Genomic DNA, 16,327 nt, shown 5'->3' on the forward strand with positions numbered 1-16,327 from the left:
GAGCCAGCAAACGTGAAACATTGTCCTCAATCTTGAGAAAGGGGAAAGCGTTCGTAGCCTTTCCCATCCTTATTGAAAAGAAAGGTTTCCTGTATGTTCACATCACTTCCCCAGACGAGCGAAGCGTTTGAACGTTTAAGCTGGGCAGAGATTGAACCCTGGTACCGGGAGTTACTGGAGAGTCCTCTTGCATCGGAAACGCTCCAGCCCTGGATGGTCCAATGGTCGGATTTGAGCGCACTCGTCAATGAGACGATGATGCGCCTGGATATCGCCTGCACAACGAACACGGCGGACGAGGAGCGTCCCCGGCGCAAGCAGCGCTTCATGGAAGAAGTCTCTACTCCACAGCAGGCGCTGGATCAGCAGATCAAAGAGCGTCTGCTGGCCAGCCGACTGGAGCCGGAGGGGTTTGCGCTTCCGCTGCGTAATCTACGCGCGGAGGCGGCGCTTTACCGCGAAGAGAATCTGCCACTGTTGAATGAAGACAAGGCTCTGGATGACGAATACTACCAGATTGGCGGGGCACAAATGATCACGTGGGACGGGGAAGAGATACCAAAAACCACCGTGGAAAATGTCCTGTTTCATCCTGATCGCACACAACGAGAACGAGCCTGGCGTGCTATTGCGGAGCGTGAAGCTGAAGATCGCGAAAAGCTCGATGCACTCTGGATGAAAAAGATACATTTGCGCCAGCAGATTGCGCGCAACGCCGGTTATGAGAACTACCGCGATTATCGCTGGCGACAATTGCTGCGCTTTGATTATACCCCGGATGATTGCAAGGCATTCCACAGGGCTGTTGAGCAGGTTATCGTGCCAGCAGCCAGCCATCTCTACGAGAAACGCCGGAAGCTGCTCGGTGTGGAGAAATTGCGCCCCTGGGATATGCAGGTCGATCCACGGGCGCGCGAGGCACCGCGCCATATCTCTGATGTCGCTGGATTGCTGCGGCAGTGCATCCCTGTTTTTCAGCGGATCGATCCCCAACTGAGAAGCTACTTTGAGACCATGCTCCAGGAGCAGCTTTTCGATCTGGAGGAGCGCCCAAACAAAGCGGACGATGGCTACAATCTGCCGCTAGAGGTCAGGCGCCGTCCTTTCATTTTTGGGCACGTGAATTCGATTACCGACGTTGTGCCGTTGATCTTTCACGAAATGGGGCATGCCTTCCACGTCTTTGAGACCATCCCTCTGCCTTACATTCACCAGCGAAAAGAGGAGGCCATACCACTAGAGTTTGGCGAGGTTGCATCAACCAGTATGGAATTTATTGGGGCCATGCATCTTCACCAGGCCGGCCTTTGTACAGAACAGGAGGCGGCCCGCCTGCGCATCCAGCACCTGGAGAATATGCTGACAAGCTACTTGCCAATCATTGTTATCGGCGATGCCTTCCAGCACTGGGTTTACGATCACCCCAAACAGGGAATGGATCCAGAGCAGTGCCGGCAGAAGTGGGCAGAACTCTCGCAACGCTATCAACCAGCAATCGACTGGAGCGGCCTGGAGAGAGAATGTGGAAGTCGTTGGCAGGGGGTGCTGCACTACTATTGCCTTCCGTTCTACTTCATCGAATACGCCTTTGCCGCGTTAGGCGCTTTGCAGATCTGGGACAACTATCTCCACGATCCTCAGACAGCGATCCGCCAGTATCGTTTCGCGCTCTCTCTGGGTGCGACAAGAACGGTACCTGAACTCTATGAGGCGGCTGGAGCAAGCTTTGCCTTTGACACGGGTATGCTTGAGTATGTGGTGCAGTTGATCTCCCGGACTGTAGAAGAGTTAGAGGCGCAAGTGTAACGAAACGCCTGCGTCCCACTCCAGTATGGAAACTTTGAGATGAAATTGCTGCGCATTTTGCCCTTTTCTGTTTGGTAGGCGGTTTTTACAGGAAACGAGCCAGAAAGCCCTGTCCATTCATGGCAGGGATGAATGGCTCTTCCTGATTGACAACCATTAAAACATTTTGTATACTCTCCTGTATGAAATGAAGCCATTGCAAAAAGATTCGTCTGAAGACGATGAGGCACGATACCCACCTCACGGTTGGTTGGGCTTCATGCACCACAAGAACAAGTGGTTGGTACCGAGGGGCACTCGGAAACCTGCAAACCTCGGTTTGCGCAACGCTTCTGGACATGTGGACCGCTACCTTTCAGTTGTGAGACTGATGGGCAAGTCTCATGGATGAAGGAAGAATCCCTGTGCATTTATGCCAGGGAGTGTCAACAGGTGCAACCCTTAACCTGGGATCCGGGGCTGCCGCCCCTGCACCCCGGTTTCTCCACCACACACTTAAAAGGGCGCAAGTGAGCAACAAGATCTCGATGGTACTGGGTGTCCGACACATGCTAAAAAGTGAAACTGGCGCGTGAACGCCTACCTGCTTGCCTGCGAGCAGCGGCCTCCTCATGGGAGAGGCCGTCAAAGGCTGTCTTCTCGCGCATCCTCTTCAAGAAACACTTCATCGCCACAATAGATAAAGTGTTTAGCTGCGCTGGCTTCTAGTTGGCGCGCATAAAAGCCGCGCCGCCCGTGGGAGAGAAATTGCAGCGTCTGTTTGATATCTGCACTCGCCGGAACCTCTTCCCGATGCAAGGCAAAGGTACTGAATTCCAGGCAAGGCTCGGCCACACTCAGTTCTGAAAGATAGAGCAACTGCTGCGTCTGAGCATTTTTGATAATCAGATGGGAGCCGAGCGCGGCTAATTGATAGGTCTGATCCGTCTCAATCAAAATATTCTCGCCCGCCACACCATCGTAGATATGATCCCCATACTCATGGCGCATCGTGGCATAGTGGGCCGTAAAATTGAGCGAGATATCATTGCCCTTGCCATGATTATGGGTTGTGGGATGGAGCGCATTGTGAACGTCAACAAAGGTTGTATTATCCTCAGCAACACCCTAGAACACCAGTAGGAGTAAGAAGCAATCTGGGCACGATCTCAAGCGCACCGGGATCGTAATAGCGATGTGGTTTCTCTCCGCGCTTGATCCCAAAGCGCTGGATTTGCAATTGTTTGATTTTTCCAATCAATTTCATGTCTTATCACCATCCATTTATTTCTTTATTGCCGCCTTTGGCGGGTAGAGGGAAGAGCGAGAACGTTCCGCACCCCGGCAGGAGCGCAAGCTCCTGCGCCTTTGTAGCGTGTGGTGGTGAAAAAGTTCGAAGCACTTTTTCACCACCACACGCTACAAAGATGTTTGAGCACCATAAGTGCGAAAAATCATGCCCAGTGACCGTGATGACCATGGGGATTTGGCACATTCTTAAAGAGTATACTGCATCTTTGTTATTTTTGCTTCCCAATGACTGAGCGCAATTCCTGGACGACCTGCTCAAGTTGTTCAGCGGCCTCGGTGGCGGAGGTCGCGCCCAGATTTAATTGGTCGGTGACTTGCGAGGCTACTTTTAAGTCTGAGCGCTACCGACTGCTATCAGCTCTTCGAGACCTCAGATATCCCAGCGGGTGTGATCAATATCGTCACCGGAGATCGTGAGAGCCTGAGTCAGGTCCTGGCGGAGCATCATGATGTGAATGCAGGCTGGTACTTCGGCTCGGCGGCAGGCTCGAAGTCTATTGAGCTGGCCTCAAGCAGCAACATGAAGCTGAAGCGCACCTGGGTCAACTATGGACACGCCCGCCACTGGTCTCTTAGCTCCACTTGCTGTTCTTCCACAGGCTACCCCCATGGAAAGTCCATCGAATTTTCTGGTATGACAATCATGTTCTGGATCGCTTCCGATTTGCGATTGGCTGAGACCGTGATCTCTATCTCCTGGTGATGGGCCTCGGTCTCCTCCTGATGGGCATCCTGGAACGCTTTAATCGAGTCCCTCCGCCCCCCCGACGAGTTTCTGGATGGACAGGGTGGTAATATACCATCGCTCCAGCGGACGATGCTCCTTATTCCATTGCATGATGGCATAGACGGCACGACGAAACCGCTCGTACGACGTTTCTAACTGCTTGATATGGGCCAACTGTGAGGTGAGAAGGGCGACATAGCGCGTTGTATCATGACGTCGTTCCTAGCTGTTCAACTGTCGCGCATCTCGTTCCGCTGCTGCCAGTAGATAGGATAACAGATCTCCCGCACCCGTCAACGCCATCCCTTGCCGAATGAGCGTCCGTGTCTCCTCTGCCATCTCCAGCGTCTCCACCGAGAGGGGGGGCTGCATGGATGCCTGCTGCACCGAACCGGATGTCAGATAGGCGACCAACAAGCGGCGGATCAACTCATCATCCTTCACCTCATGATGCATCTGCCCGACCATCTGGGCACGCACATCATCCATCAAATATATTTTAACAGTTTTTTAATAACTTTATTAACAAATTACTAATCATATATTGTATAAATTAATTATTAATTGTTAATACGAAACATAAGGTATGAAGATGATGATAGAAGCTATTATAGTAAAAGACTGTATTAGCACATCCGAATATTCGGTTGGTTTCGAAATGCAATTAACAATAGAAATTTAAGAAAGAGGAAAGTGTTTTTTATGGCTTATCTGACACAAAGTTCTTCCAGGTCTTTGGATACTCCTCCAAGTGTGGAATTGCGCGTTGGCCTTGTATTTTTGGTACTTTTGTTTTCTCTTGTTATGCCATTTACTCATTCTATCACAGCAAGTGCAGAATCAACTACTATTTCGTACAATTGTACTTCCTCAGGATCAAATACAGGTCATTGTTATGCGTTAACTGGGTGGCTCGGCGCTTCAGGAGTATTTACCCAGATTTTTACTAACCAAATTCTGGGTGGTCGCCTTGGCTTTGTGACAAATGAAGTGTGGCTACAAAATCTGGATGTTTCGCAATGGGTAGAGCGGGACTTATATCCACGAATACATGTATGCAACAAGGTGCGGTTGGGGTGTATTGCCCTACCAGCCTGGCAGAATTTTTATTCTGGGGAGACATTAACGACGGAGGTTCTTTTTATTTTCATCCAGGTCCTAATTTAGCGAGCAGTGATTATGGAAAATTCGCGTCTGTTGAAATTCAGAGAACCTCGTCCACATCAAACCAATATCAGGTGAGTATTTACAATCTTCCCAGTGGCGCTATCCCTCGTTGTGATGGCATAGCCTTTTGCTCCGTCTCTTATCATTGTTCATCTTTATGGTCTTTTATAGGGTCTCCATCCTTTAGAGTGAAAGTGGGGTGCAGGGGCGGCAGCCCCAGACGGAGCGCGATGGCAGGCATGCCGGGGGCATGACAGTCCTCGCAACTATTCCCTTCCTCAATCACCCCGAAGGATAAAGAGCCCTTTTATATGAAGATGATACAGGAGATGATACAGATTATACAAGCATAGCATAAAGCACGCATTATATGGTAAAAATTTACCAGAATAAGGAGAATTGCCTACTCTTTGACCGTAATAGTGAATGTATCTCTACTAATCTAACACATTTTATAGCTATTTTCTCGTACTCATCCCGTCTGCCTGTCTGTTGATCGCTGTGATTACGAATAAAAGCTTCATGAGTGATCCCGAATTTTTCTAATAGATGTTCGATCGGCTTCAATCCGCTCTACAAGCGGGGTTGCAAGGGGCGGCTAGCCCCTTGCCGGGGTTACAGGGGTGTCCCCTGTCCTTTTTCTTTTTCCTCGCGCCGCCGCAGGCGGCGGGCAAAAAGGGGAAAAGAAGTATGTGGGGACACCCCACACCCCGGCAGAAGGCTTCGCCCTCTGCACTCCCATTGTAGCGAACGTTTGTTTCAAAAGCCCGGGATCACTCATGTAAAAGCTTTGAATTGAGTAGCTATACATTCTTAAACGTGCGATAATGAAGGAAATAATTCAAGGCTTGCCTTGTGATCAAACGAGGACTTGCGTCATTCTTTGTTTGATGTGGTATGCATAGACTCGTTGAGCCGTCTGTAGCCGAGAAGTATGTAGTAGTCTGGAAGCAGGGAGCTATTGTCGATGGAGTCTCACAACCTCTCTCAGCCGTCTGGTTCATCGCCCTATATGAGAGGACAAGGTGATAGCGCACCACAAATTGAGCTACTTTCTGTCATGGAACTGGCTCGTTGTTGTTCAGAGGAGACCAATAAGTTTTTGAAGCAGAGCGCATCCAATGATCGTTTCTGCCTTGAACTCTTCCGCCGGGCCATTATCACGCGTGATGATGTGGCCTGGGCTGCTATTTATCAACAATATGCACCCCTGGTTCTGACCTGGGTGACACAACACCAGAGTGCGACCCCAATTTTAGGGCAGGATGGTAGTGCGCCGCTGGTGAATGCTGCCTTTGCGAAATTTGCTCAGGCACTTACTCCGGCCAAAATGGACCATTTTGATGCGTTGGCCGCCATCTTGAAATATCTCAAGATGTGTGTGCATAGTGTGGTGGCAGACGAAGTGCGTATCCGACAGGCGCGTCAATACGAGGAAACGCTGGAAGCGATTGAGCAAGAGCCAGCCAGTGATGATCCCGCAGATGACGTTGTTTCCCAGCTATCCGCTCAGGATCTCTGGAAACTTATTCTTGAAGAAGTGCCTGGCGAGGAAGAGCGTACGCTGATCTATGCAGCGTATGTGCATGGGATGAAGCCCGGGGAGATCAGCAACCAGCATCCACTGATGTTCGCATCGGTGGATGATGTTTATCGTATTAAGCGCAATGTGTTGGAGCGTCTGCGTCGCAATCGTCGCTTGCAGGCCTTCTTCTATAAATAATGGGCAACAACGCGTCCGAAAAGCTGGAAGAGGCGCGTTTATTCTGAAGGAGAACCAGACAAGGGCCTACTGGCCCGGGTTGAGTGCATAGGTAAACGTAGGTATTAAGCTGTTAGAATATGGTACGGTACACAACAGGGGGAGACTTTGTCGGGGGCAAGCGGGGATATAGGATAATGTGCTTGTATCGCTGCGTCGCTCCCTTTCGTGTTACTGCTAAGTAGGACGACTCCGTTGGGGGAGGGACATGTCTATCGAACCTGTATCCGACGTTGATATAGAGGAAACGCTCATGGAGTGTAGTGAACCAGGTGCTATCCGCGATGAAGAATTCGTCGCCTATCTTGAGGGTGAAAAAGTGCGGCCCGCGCTTGAAGAGCACCTTGAGCGCTGTCAAAGCTGTTCGTCTCGTCTGGTGCAATACCGGCGTATGGAAGGTCAGCTTACAAACAAGCTCTACCGCTGGGATTGCCCGTCCAATCAATTGCTGGGAGAATATCAATTAGGTCTTCTGAGCAACGATATGGTTACGGCTATTCAGACGCATCTGGGGATGTGCGTGCTCTGTTGTGCCGAATTGGCGACGCTGAATGACTTTCTGGCGATGGATGCATGGGTAATGGAGCGCGTGCCCGTCGCGTCCATGCAAGATGGTGTCCAATCGACAGCGCGTGCTACCTACCATCCGGTACCGGAGGCCGGGCAGACGCTTGAGCATGTGCGGGAGCAGGTCAGGGCGGGGGCACGGCGTATAGCAGCCTGGCTGGTACCACCTGCTCCGGGCTTCAGCTATCAACGTGGTTCAGCGCAACCCGGAGCGGACTGGCCGCGTGATTATCGGGCAGAAGATGTCTCGATCTCGTTACAGCTTGAAAGTAGTCTGAAGCGGCGGGATAGTATGCAATTAATTGGCCTGGTCAGTCGTCAGGGCCAGGGAATTGCAACATTGCAGGGAATACTGGTGCAGTTAATGAATGGAAAAGAAATTGTACAGAGCCAACATATCGATGAATTAGGCAATGTCATCTTTGCTGATCTTCTTCCAGCCAGTTATAGCCTGGAACTGCACTTACCTGAAGGCATCATCATAATTGAGCCTCTCTCCATCCAGCCACCTGCATCAAGCTAGTACTCTAACAGTTGTCGTAAGGATCTCGCGACACCAGCGCGAGATCCTTAGCACTCTTGATTTTCCATTGCTCGTATATTCATATTTCTTGAATAGGGCATCGCTCATCAGATAGATAAGAATAATATGACTCCGCAAGATCTTGTGACCGCATTACTTGATATGCATGAGGAGCAAGGCCGGCAGCTCCTGCAAGCGCATGTGCCCCTCTTCAGTGACGCCGCTTTAGACCGCCTGATGTATACGCTCAAAAACGAGGCTGATCGCAGTTGGAATACCAATGTTGACCGTTCATTAACGTTCTCTGGCTATTTATTGCTAATTGGTGATCTTACCAAAAATACCTACTATCATGCATTGGGATTGATGGCGCGGGGGGATGCCTTGCGCAGAATCAATCGCTTCGAGGAATCCTTGCCGTTTTTTGATGCGGCGGGCGATGAATTTCTACAGCTTGAGGATGAGGTAAGCTGGGCGCGTACGCGTTTTGGACGCATTAATGCCTGCCTGGGACTTAATCGAACGACCGAGGCTCTGCAGGACGCTGAGCGGGCACATGAGATTTTTAAGCGCCATGGAAAACTATTGCGTGCGGGCCAGATTGATGTTAATGCGGCGATTATTCATTTCGAGTTGGGGCAATATGAGCAGGCGTTGCATCTCTTTGACCGTGCCCTGGAGACCTATACCGCCTATGGCGAGGGAGTGGATCTGTATCTGGCGCGTGCCCAGGGGAATAAGGCATTGACATTAGCTGCGCAGGGTAAGTTCCGCGAGGCGGTGAAATTGCATGAGGCGGCGCGGCGCACCTTTGCCCGCTATGGAGAGGCTGAAGAGATCTCTGTGGCGCGCGAAGAATTGAATATGGCGGATATCAATGCTACTCAGGGACACTATAGTGAGGCTTTGCTGCTCTACAATCAGTGTCGTGAGCGTTTTGTCCAGCATGGCATCGACTTTGCCGCTAACGAGGTTGCGCAGCAGATGTGTTCCTGTCTGGTACGCTTAAATCGCGCTCAAGAGGCCTATGATCTGGCTGTCGAGACGGTCGAATATTTCCGTGTTGACCGTGCGCAGCGCCACTATCTAGCGCGTTCATTGATGCAGCAGGCGGCGGCGGCAATCCTTCTGGATGATTTGCGTGGTTCCGAGGCGATGTTGCGGGAGGCCAGCAGCCTGCTTGAAGAGGGAGGCTATAGCAAATTGGCGACGCTGGCGCGTTTACAACGAGCTGAACTCTACTTTGCGGATCAGCAAATCGATGCCAGTGCACGTGAAGCCGAATATGTGGCTGATATATTCGCCGAACAAGAGGATTTGCCACGTTTAGCCCAGGCCATCCTTTTGCAGGGAAGGATCGCGGCGGCACGAGATGCTGTTCCTCTGGCGCAGGATCTCTGTGCTCAGGCCCTGTATCTGGCCCAGGAACAGGAATTGTTGGATTTAAAGTATCGCTGTTTCGATGTCCTGGGACAATTGGCCGAGCGTTGTGGTCAGTTGCAGGAGGCGGGAGCGTATTATGAGCAGGCTATCGAGGGCATAGAAGAGGTCCAGAGTCGTTTAATATTGGATGCTCGCACCAGCTTTTTAGAGAACAAAGGTGATCTCTATCATCGCGCAATCATCCTGGCGTTGCGCCGTGCTGAGGTGGAGAAAGCCTTTGGGTATGTGGAAAAGGCTAAATCCCGCGTCGTTGGTGACTATCTGCGCCACAATCTCGATATCCGTTTGCATCCCGATGATCGTGTGAGCGAGGATATCCTGGATGCCCTGGTGACGGCACGTGAGGAGCAGGCCTGGTTTAGCTCGATCGTCTATCATACGGAAGATGAAGCCAATCTCAGCGATACCGCTATCATGCGCATCCGCTCGGTAGATCCCACAACGGCGCGGCAGGAGATGCAGAAGCGCGAACGACGTATAGAGCAACTATTTGAGCAGATCCAACTGCGCTCGGCTGGCTCGTCGATAGCGCGTCCCAGGAGCAATGAGACCAATTCCCAGGCCCCCGAATTATCCACTCAATTAGAGCCACGAGCCTTGCTGATTGAATATTATCTGACCGATCAAGATCTCTATATTTTTCCGATTACGGCTCAGGGCGGTGTCACGCTGCGCACTGTACCCGGGGCGGTTGCTAAGCTTGAGCGACTCTATTCGCTCTGGCGTACCAATCTGGATCTGTCTGGTCGAGCCGCCAATACAGCGGAGCAGGCCACTGCATTCCTGGGATTACAAGAGAACAGCCTGGGATTACTCAAGCGTTTCTATGATCTTTTGTTGCAACCAATCGAAGATCTCTTACGTCCAGCACGCCATTTGATTGTCGTGCCTTACGGCCTGTTACACTATTTTCCCTTTCATTGTCTGCACAATGGTCAGCAATTTATGATTGAGCATTGCGAGATTTCCTATCTGCCAGCCGCTGCATTGTTAGATATTTGTCGGAAGCGTGGGCGGGCCAACTATGCTCATTCCCTCTCTCCCCAACACGCCTTAATCATGGGCCTCTCGGATGGTGGCCGTCTGGACTATGCATTACAGGAGGCGGAAATGGTAAGCCGTCAATTAGGGGTTGCCTGTGCGCTTGATGAGGATGCGACCGCTGAACTGCTCTGGCAACGTGCTCCGCTGAGTTCTATTGTGCATATCGCGGCTCACGGCCTGTTTCGACTGGATGCGCCAAACTTCTCGCATATCCAACTGGCTGATCGTCAACTCAGTTCCATTGAAGTCTTTAACCTGGACTTATCGCATTGCTCGCTCTTAGTATTGAGCGCCTGTGAGACTGGCCGGGCCGTTGTGGGCGGTGTGGACGAAGTTATCGGCCTGGGCAGAGGTTTTCTCTATGCCGGGGCCGCCTCCTTGCTACCTACGCTCTGGAAAGTAGATGATGCCAGTAGTGCCGAGCTTATGCAACTCTTCTACCAGGCATTACTGCATGGAGTACCCAAAGCGGCTGCCCTTGCTTACGCCCAACGGATGTTTCTGGCGCGTGCGCGTGCCTCATCTCAACCCTACCACATCCATCCCTACTTCTGGGCTGCCTTCCATCTGATAGGTGATGCCGGTCCCTTATTGAGGTGATTTATTCTATGGGCTGGTTGAAATGGAGGATTGATTTTGTCTGGTCGAGGCGAAAAAAAGGCGCAGGTAGCTCTTGACAAAAAGGATTAGTATACCCTAATATCCTGATACATAAGTTAGAGATTGGCTTTAATAGCTTAGAATGTGTCAGACTCCCATGCTCTCCACGATCTCTGTGCATGAGTTTTCGCACCAAGGTGCTCAAAACAGTTTTTAGTGTGTGATGGAGAAAAGGTTCGAAGAACCTTTTCTCCATCACACACTAAAAAGGGCGCAGGCGCGCAAGCGCCTGCCAGCAGGTCAAACAGTAAGAACCTGATGGGGATGGGAGTTCGATATATTGTTAGCAAATGAGTCGAATGGAAAGTGCATTCGTCTCTGAAAGGATACTCCTTGTCTACTGGAACAATCATTCTATTGGGCGCGTTCGCTGGAGCGACGATTTTTCTGGGTTTGCCCCTGGTTTTTCTCAAGCAACTTCCACTGTCGGTCAAATATTTTTTGAACATGCTTGCCACTGGCATTCTTCTGTTCTTGTTTTTTGATGTTGTGAGCAAAGCCAGCGATCCCATCAATGCCTCTCTGCGTGCGGTACAAGCACATCATACCGCAATTGGCCCCTTCTTGTTGAATGTTATTCTGCTCGTTCTCGGTATGGGACTGGGCTCGGTGGGGCTCGTCTATTTTAATCGTCTGGTCTTTGGACGGATGCGCACGCATACGGCTTCTCCTGTGGTCCCTGTTCAGGCTGCGGGTGATCCCATCTCCTCTTCCTCTTCTGTGAACGCAGCAAATGCGGCGTCTTCATCTGCGCTGGGAGAGCACACTCCCGCCACGCTTGCCTTGCTCATCGCCACCGGGATTGGCCTCCATAACTTCTCTGAAGGGCTCGCCATCGGGCAATCTGCGGCGACCGGGGCGCTTCAACTCGCCATTGTGCTGATTGTTGGTTTTGGTCTGCATAATATGACCGAGGGATTTGGCATTGCTGGCCCTTTGAGTGGTCAGCGTGTTTCCTGGAAATTCATTGCCCTCTTAGGATTAATCGGTGGAGGACCAACTTTCCTGGGAACCATCATTGGCATCATCTTCAATTCGCCCCAGATGTTCATTCTGTTTCTCGCTCTGGCTGCTGGCGCGATTGTCTATGTCGTGGCCGAACTGCTTGGTCAGGCCAGGCGCTTCAGGTCGCCTGAAATTGTCATGTGGGGCTTATTGATTGGTTTTCTGCTAGGATATGCGACGGATCTGATCGTGACCTACGGAGGCGCATAGTGGCGCCAGACGCCACAGCTTTCCGCGAAAACCATGGGTATATTACTGGCAGAAATGGGTAAGGATTATCTATGTTATTGACGATTTCCACAACACATCAGCCCGCCACCGATCTGGGATATTTGCTGCATAAAAATCCCACGCATTTACAAACATTCTCCTTGAATTTTGGGCGCGCCCATGTCTTTTATCCCGAGGCGACGGTAGAGCGTTGTACGGCAGCTCTCCTGCTTGATGTGGATACGATTCAGATGGTGCGCGGCAAAGGGAAGGCAATTTCGTTAGATCAATATGTCAACGATCGCCCCTATGTTGCTTCATCGTTTTTGAGCGTTGCCATGGCTGAGGTGTTTAGTTCGGCTCTCAATGGCCGCTGTGCTCAACGGCCTACGCTTGTGACGACAGCGCTTCCACTGCAGGCGCAACTTGCGGCTATCCCGTGTCGCAAGGGTGAGGATTGGTTGCGTCGTTTGTTCGAGCCATTGGGCTATCATGTTGAAGTGGTACAACATGCGCTTGATGAAAAGCATCCCGAGTGGGGTCAGAGTCCCTATTTCACCGTAACGCTTAGCGCTGAACGCCGTTTGAGCGAGCTATTGACGCATCTCTATGTCTTGATCCCAGTGCTGGATAATTCCAAGCATTACTGGATTGGCGATGATGAAGTCGATAAGTTATTGCGGCGTGGACAGGGATGGCTGGAGAAACATCCCGAGCGCGTGCAGATTGCTTTTGCTTATTTGCATCATAAACGCACGCTGGTCAATGATGCGTTGGAGCGCCTGATTGCTGAAGAGGTTGGTGTCGAGGAGGCTGAGGTTGAGGCTGAGGCTGAAGTGCTACCAACCACTGAAGTAGAGGAATCTACTGAGACTGTTGAGATCGGTGCCGTTCCAGAGATAGCCATGGAGAAGAAGCTTCCCAATTTGCATGAGCAGCGTTTGCAGGCGGCATTGGAAGTCTTGAAAGAGCATGGGGCGAAGCGTGTACTGGATCTGGGATGTGGCGAGGGACGCTTGCTCAAAATGTTGCTGCAGGAGAAGAGCTTCGAGCATATTCTGGGCCTGGATGTATCGTATAAGGCATTGGAAATTGCTCAGAAACGTCTGCATCTTGATCGTCTCCCACCTCGCCAGCGTGAGCGCATTACTTTGATTCATGGCGCGCTCACCTATCGCGATAAGCGCCTTGAGGGCTATGATGGCGCGGCCGTCGTCGAGGTGATTGAACATCTGGATCAATCTCGCCTGTCGGCTTTTGCGCGTGTGCTATTCGAGTTTGCCCATCCAGAGACGGTAGTCATTACAACGCCCAATGCCGAATATAACGTCAAATATGAGACCCTGCATGCCGGTACATTTCGGCATCAAGATCATCGCTTTGAGTGGACGCGAGAGCAGTTTCAGTCCTGGGCACAGCAGATTGCCCGGCAGTTCGGCTATACCGTCAGCTTTGTCCCGATAGGACCTGAGGATGCCGGGGTAGGCGCGCCCTCTCAAATGGGCATCTTTGCTCGAAGTAGCGCGATCAAGGAGGAAAATGCATGAAGATTACTGTTCCTGAACTTTCATTGGTTATCTTGATCGGCCCATCTGGCTCGGGGAAATCTACCTTTGCGCGTACCCATTTCAAAGCTACCGAAGTGCTTTCATCCGATGTGTGTCGTGGACTGGTCTCTGATGATGAGAATGATCAATCTGCCACGCCTGATGCGTTTGCCGTTTTGAACTTTATTGCGGCGAAACGTCTGGCGGCAGGGCGCTTAACGGTCATTGATGCGACTAATGTTCAGCCGGAGGATCGCAAAAGGTTGCTAACACTGGCGAAGCAGTATCATTGTCTGGCTACTACGATTGTGTTTAATCTGCCCGAGAAGCTCTGCCATGAGCGCAACCGTGAGCGTTCAGATCGACAATTTGGGCCGCATGTGGTGCGCAATCAGATCTTGCACTTGCGCCGTTCATTGCGTCTGCTAAAGTCAGAGGGCTTTCATCATATTTATGTGCTCTCATCACCCGAACAGGTAGCGGAGGTTGAGATTGAGCGCGAGCCATTATGGAGCAATCTCAAATCCGAACATGGGCCATTTGACCTGATCGGGGATATCCATGGGTGCTTTGTTGAAGTGCGCGCATTATTGCAGCAACTGGGCTATACACTTTCTATTCAAGAACAGGACGAGCCTCGCTATCAACTTACCCATCCTGAGGGGCGCAAAGTAATTTTTCTGGGTGATCTTGTGGATCGAGGCCCGGCGACACCTGAGGTGTTACGCCTGGTCATGGACACAGTTGCGGCTGGAACGGCTTTGTGCGTTCCGGGTAATCACGATATCAAGTTGCTGCGTAAGCTCAAAGGGAAAGATGTCACGTTAAAGTATGGTATTGTGGAGAGCCTGGAACAGCTTGCCCAGGAACCGGTTTCCTTTACAAAACGTGTAATAGCTTTTCTGGATAGCCTTACCAGTCATTACGTGTTGGATAATGGGGCACTGGTTGTGGCACATGCAGGCTTGCTAGAGTCGATGCATGGTCGTGGCTCACGCGCTGTGCGCGAGTTTTGTCTGTATGGCGAAACAACTGGCGAGACCGATGAATTTGGTTTGCCTGTGCGCTATAATTGGGCCAGCGACTATCGTGGACGAGCCATGGTAGTTTATGGGCATACGCCGATCCCTCAACCAACCTGGTTGAATAATACCATCAATATTGATACAGGCTGTGTCTTTGGTGGTCATTTAACGGCGCTGCGCTATCCAGAAAAACAACTGGTGGCGGTTCCGGCACAGCGTGTCTACGCTGATCCAATTCGTCCTCTGGCGGTGAATAGTGAACCGGCCACGCTGACTGCCCAGCAGCAGCATGATGATATATTGGATGTCGCAGATGTGACTGGCAAGATGTTAGTGAATACACGCCTGCGGCAGCAAATCACCATTCGCGAAGAGAATTCTATTGCCGCATTAGAGGTGATGAGCCGTTTTGCGACCAATCCAAAATGGTTAATCTATCTTCCACCGACGATGTCGCCCAGTGAAACCAGTCAGGCACCTGGATTGCTCGAGTATCCTGAAGAGGCTTTTGCCTATTATCGTGCTGAGGGGATCAAGCAGGTTATTTGCGAAGTCAAGCATATGGGATCGCGAGCGGTGGTGATTGTCTGCCGGGATGAGCAAGCGGCCCAGCGACGGTTTGGCGTAATTGGCGAAGGGATCGGTATTTGCTATACACGCACGGGCCGCCGTTTCTTCGATGATCTGGAACTTGAAAAGGTGCTCTTGCAGCGTGTTCACGCCGCGCTGGATGCCACGAATTTCTGGGAGCGTTTGCAGACGGATTGGGTGTGTCTGGATTGTGAATTATTGCCCTGGTCGGTTAAGGCACAATCCCTGGTCTTGAAGCAATATGCCGCAGTTGGCGCAGCATCCCGCGTTTCATTGGATCAGGCTGTGTCAGCTCTGACGCAGGCGAGCCAGCAGGGAATCGATGTTACGGAAGTATTGCAAACGTATCAGCAACATCAGACATTGGCGCAACGCTATGTTGAAGCTTATCGCCAGTATTGCTGGCCCGTTGCAAGTGTTGACGATCTTAAACTGGCACCTTTCCATCTGTTAGCCACCGAGGGACAGGTACATATCGACAAGGATCATCACTGGCATATGGAGACATTGGCCGAAATTTGCCGTGCCGATGAGCGCTTATTATTAGCAACTCCCTATCTGACGGTAGAGGTCGATGATCCTGCAAGTGTGCGCAATGGAATTGAATGGTGGCAGCATGTTACCAGCCATGGTGGTGAAGGTATGGTTGTCAAGCCACTTGATTTTATCGCGAATGGCAAACACGGTATCTTGCAACCGGCGGTCAAGTGTCGTGGCGCAGAATATTTGCGCATCATTTATGGGCCTGAATATGATGTTCCTGAAAATTTGACACGTTTACGCTGGCGCAAACTGAGTGCCAAGCGCTCGCTCGCCTTACGCGAATTTGCTCTGGGTATTGAAGCACTGGAACGTTTTGTCCAGAGGGAGCCACTGCGGCGTGTCCACGAATGCGTCTTCGGTGTCCTGGCCCTGGAAAGCGAGCCGGTTGATCCCCGACTGTAACCAACTGTAACAGGA

The 16,327-nt window shown here is 51.2% G+C and carries 11 protein-coding genes and 1 pseudogene; 9 read left to right on the forward strand and 3 right to left on the reverse strand.

Features of this window, described 5'->3' with window-relative positions; genetic code table 11:
- The first annotated feature begins 93 nt into the window (after positions 1 to 93).
- Positions 94 to 1,806 carry a M3 family oligoendopeptidase gene (locus F1593_RS14765; RefSeq protein WP_149402331.1) on the forward strand — a complete coding sequence of 571 codons (1,713 nt, stop codon included), beginning with the start codon at positions 94 to 96 and terminating at the stop codon, positions 1,804 to 1,806.
- Between the two features lie 624 nt (positions 1,807 to 2,430).
- Here the strand turns inward: F1593_RS14765 and F1593_RS14770 are convergent.
- Together F1593_RS14770 and F1593_RS28355 are read right to left on the reverse strand one after the other, a co-directional pair.
- Positions 2,431 to 2,844, reverse strand: a pseudogene (locus tag F1593_RS14770) (hypothetical protein); the annotation flags it as partial.
- Between the two features lie 58 nt (positions 2,845 to 2,902).
- Positions 2,903 to 3,052: a hypothetical protein gene (locus tag F1593_RS28355; protein WP_172632131.1), complete on the reverse strand. Its 150-nt coding sequence runs from the start codon at positions 3,050 to 3,052 to the stop codon at positions 2,903 to 2,905.
- 378 nt (positions 3,053 to 3,430) lie between these two features.
- On the opposite strand from F1593_RS28355, the gene F1593_RS14775 reads away from it, so the two are divergent.
- The gene (locus F1593_RS14775; RefSeq protein ID WP_149402333.1) at positions 3,431 to 3,799 is read left to right on the forward strand and encodes an aldehyde dehydrogenase family protein; all 369 of its coding nucleotides are present in this window, start codon (positions 3,431 to 3,433) and stop codon (positions 3,797 to 3,799) included.
- A 246-nt stretch (positions 3,800 to 4,045) separates the two neighbouring features.
- Here F1593_RS14775 and F1593_RS14780 read toward each other — a convergent pair whose 3' ends face one another.
- On the reverse strand, positions 4,046 to 4,312 hold the full coding sequence (locus F1593_RS14780) for a hypothetical protein (RefSeq protein ID WP_149402334.1): 267 nt from the start codon (positions 4,310 to 4,312) through the stop codon (positions 4,046 to 4,048).
- 213 nt (positions 4,313 to 4,525) lie between these two features.
- Between F1593_RS14780 and F1593_RS14785 the strand changes: the two genes are divergently transcribed.
- The 7 genes from F1593_RS14785 (at position 4,526) to F1593_RS14815 (ending at position 16,312) form a co-directional block, all read left to right on the forward strand.
- The gene (locus tag F1593_RS14785; RefSeq protein WP_149402335.1) at positions 4,526 to 4,990 is read left to right on the forward strand and encodes a hypothetical protein; all 465 of its coding nucleotides are present in this window, start codon (positions 4,526 to 4,528) and stop codon (positions 4,988 to 4,990) included.
- Between the two features lie 967 nt (positions 4,991 to 5,957).
- Complete coding sequence (locus F1593_RS14790) at positions 5,958 to 6,713, forward strand: sigma-70 family RNA polymerase sigma factor (protein ID WP_149402336.1); 756 nt, start codon at positions 5,958 to 5,960, stop codon at positions 6,711 to 6,713.
- 247 nt (positions 6,714 to 6,960) lie between these two features.
- Entirely contained in the window at positions 6,961 to 7,842 is an 882-nt protein-coding gene (locus tag F1593_RS14795; protein ID WP_149402337.1) for an anti-sigma factor, read from the forward strand.
- Between the two features lie 126 nt (positions 7,843 to 7,968).
- Positions 7,969 to 10,929: a CHAT domain-containing protein gene (locus F1593_RS14800; RefSeq protein WP_149402338.1), complete on the forward strand. Its 2,961-nt coding sequence runs from the start codon at positions 7,969 to 7,971 to the stop codon at positions 10,927 to 10,929.
- 393 nt (positions 10,930 to 11,322) lie between these two features.
- Entirely contained in the window at positions 11,323 to 12,204 is an 882-nt protein-coding gene (locus F1593_RS14805; protein ID WP_149402339.1) for a ZIP family metal transporter, read from the forward strand.
- A gap of 71 nt (positions 12,205 to 12,275) precedes the next feature.
- The gene (locus F1593_RS14810) at positions 12,276 to 13,751 is read left to right on the forward strand and encodes a 3' terminal RNA ribose 2'-O-methyltransferase Hen1 (protein WP_149402340.1); all 1,476 of its coding nucleotides are present in this window, start codon (positions 12,276 to 12,278) and stop codon (positions 13,749 to 13,751) included.
- A complete protein-coding gene (locus F1593_RS14815) occupies positions 13,748 to 16,312 on the forward strand; it encodes a polynucleotide kinase-phosphatase (RefSeq protein WP_149402341.1) in 2,565 nt (854 codons plus the stop codon). Before F1593_RS14810 ends, F1593_RS14815 begins: the two co-directional genes overlap by 4 nt.
- Positions 16,313 to 16,327 lie beyond the last annotated feature (15 nt).

The sequence above is a fragment of the Dictyobacter arantiisoli genome (assembly GCF_008326305.1).
GTDB lineage: Bacteria > Chloroflexota > Ktedonobacteria > Ktedonobacterales > Ktedonobacteraceae > Dictyobacter > Dictyobacter arantiisoli.

Bases quoted from the DNA above. Each gene is read 5' to 3' on its own strand.
- F1593_RS14765 (WP_149402331.1), top strand. From the start codon at position 94: ATGTTCACATCACTTCCCCAGACGAGCGAAGCGTTTGAACGTTTAAGC.
- F1593_RS28355 (WP_172632131.1), bottom strand. From the start codon at position 3,052: ATGAAATTGATTGGAAAAATCAAACAATTGCAAATCCAGCGCTTTGGG.
- F1593_RS14780 (WP_149402334.1), bottom strand. From the start codon at position 4,312: ATGGATGATGTGCGTGCCCAGATGGTCGGGCAGATGCATCATGAGGTG.
- F1593_RS14785 (WP_149402335.1), top strand. From the start codon at position 4,526: ATGGCTTATCTGACACAAAGTTCTTCCAGGTCTTTGGATACTCCTCCA.
- F1593_RS14790 (WP_149402336.1), top strand. From the start codon at position 5,958: ATGGAGTCTCACAACCTCTCTCAGCCGTCTGGTTCATCGCCCTATATG.
- F1593_RS14795 (WP_149402337.1), top strand. From the start codon at position 6,961: ATGTCTATCGAACCTGTATCCGACGTTGATATAGAGGAAACGCTCATG.
- F1593_RS14800 (WP_149402338.1), top strand. From the start codon at position 7,969: ATGACTCCGCAAGATCTTGTGACCGCATTACTTGATATGCATGAGGAG.
- F1593_RS14810 (WP_149402340.1), top strand. From the start codon at position 12,276: ATGTTATTGACGATTTCCACAACACATCAGCCCGCCACCGATCTGGGA.
- F1593_RS14815 (WP_149402341.1), top strand. From the start codon at position 13,748: ATGAAGATTACTGTTCCTGAACTTTCATTGGTTATCTTGATCGGCCCA.